Source organism: Mycobacterium sp. (genome assembly GCF_002863225.1).
Lineage (GTDB): Bacteria > Actinomycetota > Actinomycetes > Mycobacteriales > Mycobacteriaceae > Mycobacterium.
Genome location: NZ_PKEK01000057.1, coordinates 1 through 14,045, shown reverse-complemented (window position 1 = coordinate 14,045; position 14,045 = coordinate 1). Strand labels below are relative to the sequence as shown.

Here is a 14,045-nt window from a genome sequence, read left to right as displayed (position 1 = left end):
TTTGGTAGGTAACTCACTGACCACTACGCGATGGCCCACCCCAACAGCGTCAACGACACACCCGGCACTCTCGCCTGGCCAGTCCCCGACCCCGAAACCCCACCACGCCAGGGGACTTACCCGCTCCGCGGACCAACCGAGCAGCTCCAAAAATTCTGGGTCGATAGCATTCCACAGTTCTGCCGTGACGTGATCTGGGGCTTCCTTGGTATGAACAAACAGCCCGTCCGCGACCGTCATCGCATTTCCTCGGCCCACTCGCGAGGAGAAGGTACACGTTCAACCGCGCCCCGTAACCGGTCGGCCGACGGGTGCAGATACCGCTGGGATGAGGCTGGATTCGCATGCCCGAGAAGTCCCTGGATCTCATCAAGCAGCGCCCCGGAATCGGCGAGGTTGCTGGCGAAGCCGTGGCGGCACTGGTGCGGGGAAATCGCCCGCTTCAAACCAGCTCGCACAGAAAGCGATTTGAAGAGTTCGTTGATCGCCCCAGGCTTCATTGGCGCTCCCAACGGCTGCCGGAAAAGGTTCACCAGTAAAAAGTCGCAATCCGCCGCTTCAGATAGGTGGTCTCGCTCCAGCAAGTAAAGATCCGTCGCCCGCACCACCAAGAAGTCCAGCGGCACGGCGCGAGGGTTTCGCGACTTGGCCCAAGCTCCGTTGGGATTGGCCCGGCGCACCACATGAAGATGCGCACCGGTGATCGAGCAGTCGTGCACTCGGTTGTCCGGCAGAAGATGCATATCAGCGCGACGCAGCCCAACCGCCTCGCCCCGCCGCAAACCAACTCGCGTCAGCAGCAAGACAATCAACCGATCCCGCGCAGACCTGCAGGCCTGCAGCAACACGACGACTTCCGCGTCGCTGGCTCGGTCGACGGCGGTCTGTGGCTCACGCAGACTGTGCCGCGCCCGCAATCGATACCTCAATTCGGACACCTCACCTTGAGCTTCGACCGGAAGATCACGAGTGTCAGCGATCTCGTAGAGCTGCTCAATTACCCAGCCCGGTGCCTCCTTGGCTATCACCGCAAACGACAGAAAGCCCCGCGTCGCCGTCAGGATCTTGTTGACACGACCGGTAGTCCTGACCGGCTCGGCGCCCGGACCCGCAATCACTCGATTCCCGTGTGCCGGTTGATACTTCAACCACGTAATGAACAAACCGAGGTCACCGGCTGCCGTGCGCCATTCACGCCCAGTTCGGGCGCACCATCGTAGGAATAGGGCAATGCTCTCGGCGTAAGCTTTGGATGTGGATTCCGCCCGGTCCCGGCCGAACCGAAGCTCCCTCAAGTAACGGTCCGCGACCGGCTCCAGCTCAAGATCTTCATTGATGACGGTCCAATAACAACCGCCCGACGGCATCCGAACCATAAATGCTCGCAAACCCGCTCTCCGCCCTCGCGATCACTACAAGTACTACAGAGCTAACACCCCAAAAGAACTGTGGCGGAGCACATACGCCGCGTGTCGGGCACAACACCACGCGACGGGTTGCGGAACCCCAGAGAACGTCACGGCTCGACTGCCCGAGGTCGTCGAGGCGACGCTGGCGCTGCCGGTGCGCGACCTCATCGCCGACGGCGAGGCGATCGCGTTGCGCCCCGACGGCCGACCGCAGCCCTTCCAGGTGACCGCCTCGCGCTTCGGCCGCTCCGTCGACGTCACCGCCGCCCGGGCCGCGCAGTCGCTCTCGGTGTTCTTCTTCGACATCCTGCATCGCGACGGCGTCGACCTGCTCGACGCGCCGGCCGGGGAGCGGATCGCGGCGCTCGATGAGATTGCGCCACAACAGCACCGGGTCGATCGGCTGGTGACGGCGGATCTTGTTGCCGCAGAGGATTTCCTGAAGACGACGCTGGCCGCCGGACACGAAGGCGTGATGGCCAAATCGCTGACCGCGCCCTACGAGGCGGGCCGCCGCGGGGCCGGCTGGCTCAAGGTCAAACCGGTCCACACCCTGGATCTGGTGGTACTGGCGGTGGAGTGGGGATCGGGTCGCCGGCAGGGCAAGTTGTCCAACATTCATCTCGGCGCCCGCGACCCGGCCACCGGCGGCTACGTGATGTTGGGCAAGACGTTCAAAGGTATGACCGATGCGATGCTGGAGTGGCAGACCACCCGATTCAGTGAGCTGGCCGTCGGCGGCACCGAGGGTTACGTGGTTCGGGTGCGGCCGGAGCAGGTGGTCGAGATCGCGTTCGACGGTCTTCAGGCATCGTCACGCTACCCCGGCGGGCTGGCACTGAGGTTCGCCCGCGTGCTGCGTTACCGCGAGGACAAAGGACCCGGTGAAGCCGACACCATCGAGACGGTGCGCGCCATGTACGCGGGTTAAGCTGCCAGCGGCCCATTTCGGTGCGTCGTCACGACAGGAGTCGCAGTGGTAGCACCACCGCAGCCCACCGCCGGCACCGACAGCGAACATCTGAGCTACGTCCGCAACGACGCCGACCTGCCGCCGGTCGCCGTCATCGACAGCTCGCCGATACGTGGCCGGCACAAAGTTCTCTTCGGTCTGATCGCCGTCCTCGGCGCGGCGGCCTGGACGATCATCGCGTTTGTTCGCGGTGAGACGGTCAATGCCGTGTGGTTCGTTGTCGCGGCGATCTGCACCTATGTGCTCGGATATCGGTTCTACGCCCGGCTGATCGAGGCGAAGATCGTCCACCCCCGCGACGACCATGCCACTCCGGCAGAGGTTTTCGACGATGGCATCGACTACGTTCCGACCGACCGCCGGGTGTTGTTCGGCCATCATTTCGCCGCGATCGCCGGTGCCGGTCCGCTCGTCGGGCCGGTACTGGCCACCCAGATGGGTTACCTGCCGAGCAGTATCTGGATCATCGTCGGCGCGGTGTTCGCCGGCGCCGTGCAGGACTACCTGGTGCTGTGGATATCGACCCGGCGGCGCGGCCGCTCACTCGGTCAGATGGCCCGCGACGAACTGGGGATGCTGGGCGGCGCCGCCGCACTGATCGGGGCGTTCCTCATCATGGTGATCATCATCGCGGTGCTCGCGCTGGTGGTGGTCCGCGGATTGGCCGAAAGCCCGTGGGGCGTGTTCTCCATTGCGATGACCATCCCGATCGCGGTCTTCATGGGCTTGTACCTGCGATTCCTGCGCCCCGGGCGGGTGGGCGAAGTTTCCCTGATCGGCTTCGTGCTGCTGATGATCGCGGTGGCATCCGGACACTTCGTCGGCGAATCGCGTTGGGGCGCTTCGTGGTTGAATCTGTCACCGGTGACGGTGTCATGGCTGATCGTCGGCTACGGCTTCGTCGCGTCGGTACTGCCGGTGTGGTTGCTGCTGGCACCTCGCGACTACCTGTCCACGTTCATGAAAGTCGGCGCCATCGCGCTGCTGGCGATCGGCATCTGTGTCGCCCGTCCGGTGATCCAAGCGCCGGCGGTCTCCGACTTCGCCAGACATGGTGGCGGGCCGGTGTTTTCCGGGTCGCTGTTCCCTTTTCTCTTCATCACCATCGCGTGCGGTGCGCTGTCGGGATTTCATGCGCTGATCTCCTCAGGCACCACACCGAAGCTGCTGGAGAAGGAAAGCCAGATGCGGCTGATCGGGTACGGAGGCATGCTGACCGAATCGTTCGTCGCGATGATGGCACTGATCAGCGCGTCGATTCTGGATCAGCACCTGTACTTCGCCCTCAACGCGCCGACCGCCCGTACCGGCGGCACCGCGGCCACCGCCGCCGACTACCTCAACCATCTCGGCCTGTCCGGGCCACCGACGAGTGCGGCCGACCTCACCGAAGCCGCGGCGAGCGTCGGCGAAAAGTCGATCGTGTCGCGCACAGGTGGGGCACCGACCCTGGCGGTCGGAATGTCGGAAGTGCTGCAACGAATTTCGGGGGGATCAAGTCTCAAATCGTTCTGGTATCACTTCGCGATCATGTTCGAGGCACTCTTCATCTTGACCGCCGTCGACGCCGGCACCCGGGTGGCACGTTTCATGCTCTCCGATGGGTTGGGCAATCTCGGCGGCCCGTTGCACAAGCTGCGCAACCCGAGTTGGCGCCCTGGCGTCTGGATCTGCAGCCTGGTCGTAGCCGCCTCGTGGGGTGGCATCCTGCTGATGGGTGTCACCGACCCGCTGGGCGGAATCAACACCCTGTTTCCGCTTTTCGGTATCGCCAACCAACTGTTGGCCGCGATCGCATTGACCGTCGTCACGGTGATCGTCGTCAAAAAGGGACATCTCGCGTGGGCGTGGATTCCGGGTGCACCGTTGCTGTGGGACCTGGCCGTCACGCTGACCGCATCGTGGCAGAAGATCTTCTCCGCCGATCCGAACGTCGGCTACTGGACGCAGCATTCTCAGTACGCCGCCGCCGAGGCCGCGGGTAAAACGTCATTCGGATCGGCAAAAAGCGCCGAGCAATTGGCCGACGTCGTCAGAAACACGTTCATTCAGGGCACCCTGTCCATCGTCTTCGCCGTCATCGTCCTCGTCGTGTTGATTACCGCAATAACCGTGACAGTCAAGACAATTCGCGGCAACGGGCCGCCGCTATCCGAAGACGACCCGGTGCCCTCGAAAACGTTTGCACCGTCCGGGATCATCGCCACGCCCGCAGAACGCACGGTGCAACGTCAGTGGCGTGTGTTGGCTCTGATGCATCTCGATCACTGACCCCACCGACGCGGAAGCGAATTCACAGCTGCCGCCTAGACACTCGCTAGAATCCTCACAGTCTGCGTCAAAAGTGTTCTACCGCTGCGTCTTTAGCGGATCCACCGGCCAATAGGACGATCGCGATGACAATGAACGGATGGGAAACAGCCGGAAAAGGATAGGGTTGGGCTGGTGTCAGTAACCACCGATCGACGAGTCCGGCTGTTCAAGCGTGACGCCCAGCCCGACCCGTCCGTCGGGCAGCTCACGGCTCTCCCGACGCCCGCCGCGCCGGAGCACGACCCGGCAGGCCGAGACCGTGGGCTCAGGTGGGTGCGTCGCGCCGCCGTCGTCACCTGGGCTGTGGTGGTGATCTACCGAAGCGTGACCGATGGGTTGGCGTTCGACCGTCAACTGCTGCTGCTCTACATCGCCACCGGGCTGATTGCCGCGAGCATCGGTCGCGGACACAAGATGTTCGCTGTCGTCCGCGATTGGCTGCCGTTCGCGCTGGTGCTGGCGCTTTACGACCTCAGCCGCGGCGCAGCCGACATGCTCGGCGCACGGACCCTGTGGCAGTTCCAGCCGAACGCCGACCGCTGGTTGTTCTTCGGCACGGTCCCGACGGTATGGCTGCAGGAACACATCAAGCTGGCTCAGCCACCGTGGTGGGAAGTCCTCATCAGCAGCATCTACATGTCGTTCTTTGTGCTCCCGTATGCGGTCGCCGGTGTGCTCTGGCTGCGCAACCGAACCGAGTGGGCGGCCTTCGTCCGCCGGTTCGTCACCCTCTCGTTCGCCGCCCTCGTCATCTATGTCCTGGTGCCGGCCGCGCCGCCGTGGGCCGCGGCGAGCTGCTCCCCCGGCGATGTCGTCGGCGGCCCGTCGAATCCGCCGTGCATGTTCCGCGGCCCCGCGGGCGTGCCCGACGGTGGCCTGCTGGGTGCGATGCATACGAGCCGGCCCGGTGCACACCAGTTCGTGGAACGGATCTCCACCCGCGGCTGGGGCACGCTGCATCTCGACTCGGCCGGCGCGCTGCTCGACTCCGGCCAGGCCAGCGTGAACCTGGTTGCGGCGATCCCCTCGCTGCACGCCGCGGTGACGGCGATGATCTCGATGTTCCTCTGGCGGCGGGTCAGACGCGGTTGGCGCCCGCTGCTGGTGGCCTATCCGTTGGCGATGGCTTTCGTGCTGGTGTACGCCGCGGAACACTTCGTGGTCGACATCCTGCTGGGTTGGGCGCTCGCCGCGGCGGTGTCCGCGGCGATGAGCGTCGTGGACTCGTGGTGGTCGCGGCGTCGCGCGTCGAAGTCAGTCGCTGCGGCGCAGCCAGCGGGCGATCTTGGCGGCGGATTCGCCGTAGAACACCCGGTAGACCTGCTCGGCGACGTAGCCGATGTGCGGCGTGGCGACGACGTTGTCCAGCGATCGGAGCGGATGCCCGGCGGGCAACGGCTCGGTGTCGAAGACGTCGAGCCCGGCGCCGGCGATACTCCGCGTGCGCAACGCCTCGAGCAGAGCCGACTCGTCGACTATCGGTCCGCGAGAGGTGTTGACTAGCAACGCCGTCGGCTTCATCAACGCCAGTTCGTCCGGACCGACCAGGCCGCGCGACCGATCGCTGAGCACCAGATGGATGGTCAGGACGTCGGCGCGACCGAACAGTTCCTCCTTGGACACGTAGGCCACTCCGGCTTGGCCGGCGGCCTCCGGGGTCAGGTTCCTACTCCAGGCGACGACGTCCATCCCGAACGCCTTGCCGACCTGCGCGACCCGGCTGCCGATGCGGCCCAACCCGAGCACCCCCAGTGTGGTGCCACCCAGTTGCCGGCCCACTGCGGTCTGCCACCCGCCGCCGCGTACCGATTGCGACTCGTCGACAATCCGGCGTGCGGTCGTCAGAATCAGGGCCCAGGTGAGCTCGACGGTCGACTCCACGTAGCCGCCGGTGGTGCTGACGTAGATGCCGCGCTCTTCGGCGGCCGCGAGGTCGATGGAGGCGTTGAACGGCCCGGTCGAGGCGATCATCTTCAGCCGTGGCAGGCGCTCGATGACCTGGCGCGGCAGGGGCGTGCGCTCCCGCATCACGCACACCACGTCGAACGGCTGCAGCCGCTCCACCAGCGCGTCTGGATCGGCCAGGTGATCGTTGAACACGGTGATCGTGGCGCGATCCGCGACATCGGACCAGTCCGCCATGGTCAGCGCAACGCCCAGGTAGTCGTCCAGAATCGCGACCTTCACGATGACAATCTCGCACATCCGGGTTTGGCCGGGTTTTGCGCTGGGTATTGAATCCGACGAGATATCAGCTATGCCCAACGATGAGGAGCTGAAGCACATGGGAGCCCACGACAAAGTGAGCAACAAGATCGACGACATCGGCGGCAAGGCCAAGGAAGCGTTCGGCAAGGCCACCGGCGACGACAGCACGGAGGCCGAGGGCAAGATCGACCAGGCCAAGGCCAGCATCAAGGACGCTGTCGAGAACGTGAAGGACGCGTTCAAGAAGTAAACACATAAGCCAGCACAGAGGACGGCCACCGGTGTACCTGACCCCGGTGGTCTTCCGCTTTCTAGGGGGCTCTTCAGTGTCCGCCGGATGAGTTGCCTTCGGCGGGCTCGTTGACACCGAAGACGAACGGCGCGAACACGACCTCGCGGCCATCCGGGTCGCGGTAGGTGACTGAGCCCGTCGCAGCCCAGTAGGGATGGGAGTCGACCGGTTCAGCCCCGGATGCGACGAGCTTTGCCATGGCTTTTTGCTGCGCGTCGGAGTCGGGGAAGTACAAGCACAACTGCTCGTGGCCGTCGACCGCGATCGGTTCGGTCGCCTCCACGATCTCGAAGGTCAGATCAGACCTGGGCAGTCCGAAGATTGCGCCGTTACTGCCGAAGCTCTCGGTGAATGTGGCGCATAAGGGAAGACCGACCAGGTCTCGGTAGAAGCCGACGGTTTCCTCGAAATGGGCTGAGCGACGGGCGAATCGGAGAGCGCCGATCGACCCCAGGCCGTCGGGCCAGGTTGATGTCGAGTGAGCCATGGGATCACGGTAGATCCTGGATCGCCGTTGAGGTCAGGTGTCCTTCAAAAAATTCAGCACGGCGGTGTTGAAAACGGAGGGCTTCTCCAGATGAGGCACGTGGCCGGTGTTCGGCACTCCGACGAATCGGGCGTGCGCCATCGTCGCTGCGAATCCCTTGGCCAGTTCGGCGATGTTTCCTTTGGCCGCTTGGTCATTAGGCGCGGTGTATTTGGCGCCGACGTAGGTGCGATCGGATGTGCCGCAGACAAACAACGTCCGGGTCGCCAGCGCCGAGATGAAATCGACGGCCGGCTCGTTGAGCAGCATGTCGTACCCTGCCGCGGAGCTCTGCACCCAACGCTCGAACTCCGGGCCCCGGGAGATCGCGGCACGCACCGCGACAAAGGGTTCGATGAAGCGGGGGTTCTTGTCGACGAAGTAGTGCCCCATGAAGCTTCGGAACTGGTCGGATGACATCGACCGCTCGTCCTGAGCCCAGTCCTCGTGCCGCACTTGCCGAGTCAGCCCGCGTCGATAGTCCTCGAGCCCCATCGGATTCTCCAGCACCAGTGCGCGCACCCTTTGCGGCAGCGCACGCGCCATGTGCATCCCGACCAGGCCTCCGGTCGAATGACCCAGCAGCGCAACAGAGTCGATGGACAGGTGATCGAGCAACGAAGCCAGGTGTGCCACCAGCGACGCCGCTGTCAGCGTCGACGGCTTGGTTGACTTACCCCAGCCGACCAGATCCGGCACCACCACGCGGAAACCGTTGCGGTGCAACGACTCGATGACGTCGGCCCAGTACGCGCCGAAGAAGTTCTTGCCATGCAACAGAAGCACCGACCGCCCGGGCGTCGAACGTTCGGCCGCAACGTCCATGTAGGCCAGTCGCGCACGCCTCTCCCAATCCGGCGCTGGTTGTTCGATCCACGAGGCGTCCGTGACGTGCGCGACGTCCAAGAACTCCACGGGATACGGGTATGGATATCCCTCTAGGCCGATGCCGACCGTGTCGCCGGCCGGAAACGGCACGGCCGGCTTGTCGCCGCGTCGTTCGGACGCTTCGACGTGACATCCCGCCACCAGAAGCGCACCGGTGGCGAGCGTCCCGCTCAACATCTGCCGCCGCCGCATTGCCGCGACCGGCTAGCGACCCGCCGACAGCTGGGCCTTGACGTTGCGGGTGAGGTCGTCGCCGAGTACCTCCACCAGTCCGGCCTCGACGCCGTCGAGCGCGTCCGCCGCGACGACCGCCGGATCCGATTTCGGTGCGTCGATTCCGGTCGTCATGTCGGTGTCCATGAAACCCACGTGCAGCGACGTGACGCTGACCTGATGGTTCTTCAGTTCGTCGCGAACCACGTCGGTCTGAGCCCACAGTGCCGCCTTGGCGCAGGAATAGGCCCCGAAGGCGGTGGGATGAAGCCAGGACAGCACCGATGCCACGTTGAGGATCGCGCCTGGCGCATTGGCGACGAGGTGTGGCGCGAACGCCCGAGTGACGAGCAACGTTCCGAAGAAGTTGGTCTCCATCTCCTCCCGGATCGTTTCCATCGGTGTCTCCAGCACGCCGCCGGTGGTGTAGATGCCGGCGTTGTTGATCAAAAGCGTTATGTCGGAGGCGGTTTCGGCGGCCGCCGAGATGCTGTCCAGGTCGGTGACGTCAACGCGCAGCGGCACGGCGCCGTCGACTGAGACGGTCGCCGGATTGCGAGCCGCCGCATAGACTTTCGCCGCCCCCCGGGCGATCAGCTGCTCGGCGAAGTGCTGGCCGAGCCCCCGGTTGGCGCCGGTGACGAGCGCTGTGGAACCTTCGATTCGCATGTGCTGCCCTTCGGTCGACCGTACGGGGTTGTGTGCTCATTCTGCTCTACCGTGTTCAATGCCCTCATGAGTCATGAGATTCGTGTCGAGGTGTCCACCGACCACGTCGCCACCGTCGAGTTCGAGCGCGGACCGCGCAACCACTTCGACACGGCGCTGATCGCCGAACTGGCCGACGCTTGTGAACGCCTTGACGCCGACCCAGGCGCCCGGGCGATCGTGCTGTGTTCGTCGGGCCGGCATTTCTGTGCCGGAGCCGATCTTCCCGGCGCGCTCAACGGCAGCGAGCCGACTGTCGAGGGATCGTCCCGATCGCTGTACGGGGAGGCGGTGCGACTGTTCGAGGCGCGCACACCGATCGTCGCGGCCGTGCAGGGTGCAGCGGTCGGCGGCGGACTCGGTTTGGCGTTGGTCGCCGATTTTCGCGTCGCCGGCCCGTCCACGCGCTTCATCGCGAACTTCAGCCGGCTGGGCCTGCACCAGGGATTCGGCATCACCGTCACGCTGCCGACGGTCGTCGGGATGCAGCGCGCCCAGGAACTTCTCTACACCGGCCGAGAAGTGCCGGGCGGCGAGGCGCTCAGCATCGGCTTGTGCGACCGGTTGACGGCAGACAACAGCGTGAGGTCGACCGCGCGTGCGTTCGCCGCCGAGATCGCCGCGAGCGGGCCGCTGGCAGTGGCGTCGATCCGCCACACCCTGCGTGGTGAGCTGGCCGACCGGGTTCGCGCGGCGACGGCCAAGGAGCAGACCGAGCAGATCCGACTCGCTGCCACGGCGGATTTCGTCGAGGGTGTATCGGCCACCGCCGAACGACGGCAGCCGAGGTTTACCGGGACGTGAGCAGCTAGCCGGCGCCCTTGCCGTTGTCGACCCGATAGACAGCGCCGTGGACGGCGCTCGCGGCATCGCTGGCCAGAAAAGCGATCACATTCGCCACGTCCAGCGGCTGCATGATGCCGCGCGGCGAAGCGGTGCGCAGGATGAGGTCGTAGTTCGGGTTTTCCGGTGCGATGAACTGCTCGATCTGCGGGGTCAGCATGCCGCCCGGGCAAACGGCGTTGACCCGCAAGCGATCTGCGGTGTACTCCACCGCCAGGGCGCGGGTGAGCCCGATCAAACCATGCTTGGCGGCGCAGTAGCCGGCCGAATACGCCTGACCCTCGACACCGGCGATGGAGCTGACGTTGACGATGTTGCCGCCGCGCGCCAGCAGGTGCGGCAGGGCAGCCCGGGAAAGGTGGAACGGACCGTTGAGATTGACGGCCAGATCCTGGTCCCACTCGTCGTCGGTCATCGACTCGGTGCGGCGCATCTGATGACGGCCTGCGATGTTGACCAAGATGTCGAGACCGCCCAGTTCGCGGACGCACAAATCGATCACGTCTCTGCACGCTTGCGCGGAGGCGATGTCTACCGACGCGTGTGCACCACGTTCGACGTCGGCGAAGACCTCGGCCAACCGCGCGCTATCCCTGGCGACGCCGAAAACCGTTGCGCCTTGCCGTGATAGGAGGTGAGCTGTCTGCGCGCCGAGTCCCGACGATGCACCGGTCACAAACGCGATTTTGCCTTCGAGCGTGGACACGACTGCGCCTCACCAACTCGGTGCGCGGCGGTAAGAAGCGATCCGCGCCAGGCCATCCCGCGACAGCCGTGCATGCGCAGGCAATCTCAGCCCCAGCAACTCGGCTATCGGTTCACGCCGGAATTTCCGCTGAATGCGACGCGCCGCGACCAGTACCAAGAGGTTGACGGCGCGCTTTCCCAGCGCCACCCGGCTGGTCCGCCGCTTCCACGTCGACCGAGTCGGATTCGCTCGCCGGCCCCAGTAGTAGCCGACGCACAACGCCGACATCGAAGCCATGAATCCCAGCAGCACCGCCATGGTGATGAGCTTTTCGGGTCACCATTGCGGTGTGGTCACGCGCAAGACACACCTCGGCAAATAGCGAGGTAGACGGTTAACCGGTCTCGCTGTCGATGTGGACCGCGATGTAGCCGATCGGAATGCCGGTCCACATCGCGATGCACTCGCGTGCCGCAACTTCGACCGCGGCACGCCGGACGGCACGGGTGGTCCTGCCGATTTCGGGAATGGTGATCATCCACCCTTCCGCGTCACGACCGACTTCGATGTCGAAGCACTGACCGACCGTCGGACATTTGACGCGGGGAGCAAATCGCTGGGCGCTGCGCACCTGTCGGGGGCGCACCAGCACGGACTGAATGGGCATGGCCGCTTTCTGGAGTCGAGAACAAACCGCGCGCAAGCGTATTGCGAATGGAGGCAAAAACCTAATCCGTAGCCAGCTGCCCAGACTCGATCTTGAAAAACAAGCGCTGAGCTGCGCTTTCTCATCGCATCACTGAGCTCGGCTTCTCATTCTTCACCTGCGGTTTCCCTGGCTGCCACGGCACCCGGAATGAACCGCGCCGCCCTCGGCGTTGCAAGCAGCTGAGTTTGACCAGTGCGGCTACGGGATATCAAGATGACCAGTGGCATCGACGCCAAAGTCCGCGCTGCGGTGGACTCTTCCACCACCTACGCTGCGAAATGCGACCTCGCTTTAACGAAAGGCCCCACCGTGCATGACTCGACCCGCTTTGGCATCGCGCCACTGGGATGGTGCGCGCAGTCGATGACCAAATCGCTGCAGTGGGCCGCGGTCCTCACGCTCTTGTACGCCGCGGCGATGACGACACCCGCGATCAGCAAGGCTGCCGCCGATGGGCAGTGCGCCGACGTCGAGGTCATCTTCGCCCGCGGGACCCTCGAGCCGCCCGGGCCCGGGGTGGTCGGACAGGAATTCGCCGACGCCCTCACCGGCCGTCTGGCCGGCCGCTCCGTCGATGTGTACGGCGTGAATTACCCCGCCTCGCTGAGCTTCGGGCAGGCCGCCGACGGCGTCGCCGATGCCGCCAACAAAGTGCTGGACACCGTCAACACCTGTCCCGCGACCAAAATCGTGCTCGGCGGTTACTCGCAGGGCGCGGCGATCGCGGCCTACATCACCTCCGACAGCGTGCCACCCGGGTACGAGCTGCCCGCGGGCATCTCCGGACCGTTGCCGCCCAACGTTGCCCCGCATGTCGCCGCCGTCACGTTGTTCGGAAAGCCGTCGAACGGGTTTCTGAACCTGGTCGATCGCGATGCGCCGCCGATCACCATCGGCCCGGCCTACGCGGGCAAGACCCTCGACCTCTGCACTCCGCAGGACCCGGTCTGCTCGTCGGGTGAGGGCTTCAGTCGTGCCGCCCACAGCGCCTACAAGACGAATGGCATGACCGACCAGGCGGCCGATTACGCCGCACACAAACTGGGCCGCTGACCCGTCGGCGACTGCCGGATCGCCCGGTCCATCGGTCTCGCTGACGTGTCTCGACCGGTGCGGCAACCGGCATCACTCAGATGACTTCTTTGAGGTGCTGGACGGTCGCCGCCGGAGTAGTTGCCTCTTGTGCAGCGGCGAACTGCGCGAACTCGAAACAGGCCTTCGATACCAAGTAATTCGTCGGTCGACCATCGCGAGCCGCGTAGGCGATATCCACCAGCGCAGAAGTCAGCGGCCCGTCTGGGATACCGCGGCCGGGCGGCATTATCGAACCGGACAGCACCCGACCAAGAGCGATTTTGAATTCGCGCAGCAACTCGTCATACGACCGATCCGAAGATTCAGCGGCGTTAGATTCCACTTGACGATCTCCCCGAGACGCGGGACAGGACGCCAGTTGGCTACAGCATCCACATTGAGCTGATGGGTACCCCTCTGGGGCATCCTCAAACCTCGACAACCGTTGCCGCCACCGGTTGTTCGTGCAGAGGTGCGTCTCAGAGACGGACGCAGACGGCACCTAGTCGTAGATGATCGCGAGTCCACGGCGCCGAAGGTCGGCCAGGGTGGCCCGCATCGTGTCGAGCTGCTCAGGTGAGTGCCCGACCCAGTCCGTGAGCTCGCCGACCACCCGCACCGGCTCGCGGGTCCGGAACGACTGCGTCGGATTTCCCGGCAGTTTCTTGTCGGTGACGTTGGGGTCGTCCTCGATCGGGCCCTGCGGTTCCACGATGTAGATGCGGCATGCGCCGTCCCCGGGCGCCATCTCAGCACCCCACGCGGCCGCGTCCAGGGTCCGCGTCATGTACACGTGGTTGGAGATGCGTCCCGCCTCATAGTTCGACGGCATTCCCGGCAATAGCCAATCCCCCACTGCAAGGTCGGCTTTCGTGCCGTGCAGCAGTGCCCCGGACTCATGAATTCGGAAAGGTTCTGGCGGAGGTGTCACGGCAATCCGATCAGCTGTGGCGGTTGCGCGGTCTGCCGTTTGCCACTGGCCACCGTCCGGATATAGGCGATCTCTTCGGCCGGCCGGGTGAAACCTCCCGGGGCTAGCCGTGCATCGAATCGCTCGCACAACATATCTCGGACCCACGCCGTGTCGGCGTCGCCTGAAAACTGACCCCGTGTCGACGCCTGAATTTTGACCCCCTTCGTCTGAGTCTCGGCTTATGAGCCGAGAGGAGAAGGGAGTTGTTGTCAGTGGAGGATTGGGCTG

The 14,045-nt window shown here is 64.8% G+C and carries 15 protein-coding genes and 2 pseudogenes; 6 read left to right on the top strand and 11 right to left on the bottom strand.

Annotation, left to right across the window (positions count from 1 at the left end):
• Nucleotides 1-240 (bottom strand): hypothetical protein (locus CYU59_RS19290; protein ID WP_293001603.1); only part of this gene is annotated, 240 nt, incomplete at its 3' end.
• Nucleotides 237-1,367, bottom strand: coding sequence for a tyrosine-type recombinase/integrase (locus CYU59_RS19285; protein ID WP_293001601.1), 1,131 nt, complete (start codon nt 1,365-1,367; stop codon nt 237-239). The genes CYU59_RS19285 and CYU59_RS19290, both read right to left, overlap by 4 nt.
• Before the next feature lie 142 nt (nt 1,368-1,509).
• Here CYU59_RS19285 and CYU59_RS19280 point away from each other — a divergent pair.
• From CYU59_RS19280 to CYU59_RS19270, 3 genes and pseudogenes are all read left to right on the top strand, one after another.
• Nucleotides 1,510-2,340 (top strand): annotated as a pseudogene (locus tag CYU59_RS19280) (ATP-dependent DNA ligase); the annotation flags it as partial.
• A gap of 45 nt (nt 2,341-2,385) precedes the next feature.
• Complete coding sequence (locus CYU59_RS19275) at nt 2,386-4,653, top strand: carbon starvation CstA family protein (protein ID WP_293001599.1); 2,268 nt, start codon at nt 2,386-2,388, stop codon at nt 4,651-4,653.
• Between the two features lie 315 nt (nt 4,654-4,968).
• Nucleotides 4,969-6,198 (top strand): phosphatase PAP2 family protein, encoded by a 1,230-nt coding sequence (locus CYU59_RS19270; RefSeq protein WP_293001612.1) that lies wholly within the window; start codon nt 4,969-4,971, stop codon nt 6,196-6,198.
• On the opposite strand, the pseudogene CYU59_RS19265 reads toward CYU59_RS19270, so the two are convergent.
• Nucleotides 6,091-6,837 (bottom strand): annotated as a pseudogene (locus CYU59_RS19265) (D-2-hydroxyacid dehydrogenase family protein); the annotation flags it as partial. The gene CYU59_RS19270 and the pseudogene CYU59_RS19265 overlap by 108 nt on opposite strands.
• Before the next feature lie 142 nt (nt 6,838-6,979).
• Between CYU59_RS19265 and CYU59_RS19260 the strand changes: the two are divergent.
• Nucleotides 6,980-7,153 (top strand): CsbD family protein, encoded by a 174-nt coding sequence (locus tag CYU59_RS19260; protein WP_293001609.1) that lies wholly within the window; start codon nt 6,980-6,982, stop codon nt 7,151-7,153.
• A gap of 73 nt (nt 7,154-7,226) precedes the next feature.
• Here the strand turns inward: CYU59_RS19260 and CYU59_RS19255 are convergent, their stop codons facing one another.
• The 3 genes from CYU59_RS19255 to CYU59_RS19245 are packed head-to-tail and all read right to left on the bottom strand — an operon-like array spanning nt 7,227 to nt 9,491.
• Entirely contained in the window at nt 7,227-7,682 is a 456-nt protein-coding gene (locus tag CYU59_RS19255) for a VOC family protein (RefSeq protein ID WP_293001597.1), read from the bottom strand.
• Between the two features lie 33 nt (nt 7,683-7,715).
• Nucleotides 7,716-8,786 (bottom strand): alpha/beta hydrolase, encoded by a 1,071-nt coding sequence (locus tag CYU59_RS19250; protein WP_293001595.1) that lies wholly within the window; start codon nt 8,784-8,786, stop codon nt 7,716-7,718.
• A 27-nt stretch (nt 8,787-8,813) separates the two neighbouring features.
• Nucleotides 8,814-9,491 carry an SDR family oxidoreductase gene (locus CYU59_RS19245; RefSeq protein WP_293001593.1) on the bottom strand — a complete coding sequence of 226 codons (678 nt, stop codon included), beginning with the start codon at nt 9,489-9,491 and terminating at the stop codon, nt 8,814-8,816.
• Between the two features lie 66 nt (nt 9,492-9,557).
• On the opposite strand from CYU59_RS19245, the gene CYU59_RS19240 reads away from it, so the two are divergent.
• A complete protein-coding gene (locus CYU59_RS19240) occupies nt 9,558-10,334 on the top strand; it encodes an enoyl-CoA hydratase/isomerase family protein (RefSeq protein WP_293001591.1) in 777 nt (258 codons plus the stop codon).
• A gap of 4 nt (nt 10,335-10,338) precedes the next feature.
• On the opposite strand, the gene CYU59_RS19235 is transcribed toward CYU59_RS19240, so the two are convergent.
• The 3 genes from CYU59_RS19235 to CYU59_RS19225 all read right to left on the bottom strand — a co-directional run bounded on the left by CYU59_RS19235 (nt 10,339) and on the right by CYU59_RS19225 (nt 11,599).
• On the bottom strand, nt 10,339-11,079 hold the full coding sequence (locus CYU59_RS19235; RefSeq protein WP_293001589.1) for an SDR family oxidoreductase: 741 nt from the start codon (nt 11,077-11,079) through the stop codon (nt 10,339-10,341).
• 9 nt (nt 11,080-11,088) lie between these two features.
• Nucleotides 11,089-11,379 carry a hypothetical protein gene (locus CYU59_RS19230; RefSeq protein ID WP_293001587.1) on the bottom strand — a complete coding sequence of 97 codons (291 nt, stop codon included), beginning with the start codon at nt 11,377-11,379 and terminating at the stop codon, nt 11,089-11,091.
• 76 nt (nt 11,380-11,455) lie between these two features.
• Complete coding sequence (locus CYU59_RS19225; protein WP_293001607.1) at nt 11,456-11,599, bottom strand: long chain fatty acid-CoA synthetase Faa4p; 144 nt, start codon at nt 11,597-11,599, stop codon at nt 11,456-11,458.
• A gap of 588 nt (nt 11,600-12,187) precedes the next feature.
• Here CYU59_RS19225 and CYU59_RS19220 point away from each other — a divergent pair.
• Entirely contained in the window at nt 12,188-12,823 is a 636-nt protein-coding gene (locus CYU59_RS19220) for a cutinase family protein (RefSeq protein ID WP_293001605.1), read from the top strand.
• Nucleotides 12,824-12,899: 76 nt separating this feature from the next.
• Here the strand turns inward: CYU59_RS19220 and CYU59_RS19215 are convergent, their stop codons facing one another.
• On the bottom strand, nt 12,900-13,187 hold the full coding sequence (locus CYU59_RS19215; RefSeq protein ID WP_293001585.1) for a hypothetical protein: 288 nt from the start codon (nt 13,185-13,187) through the stop codon (nt 12,900-12,902).
• A gap of 159 nt (nt 13,188-13,346) precedes the next feature.
• A complete protein-coding gene (arr, locus tag CYU59_RS19210) occupies nt 13,347-13,775 on the bottom strand; it encodes an NAD(+)--rifampin ADP-ribosyltransferase (protein WP_293001583.1) in 429 nt (142 codons plus the stop codon).
• Nucleotides 13,776-14,045: the final 270 nt, after the last annotated feature.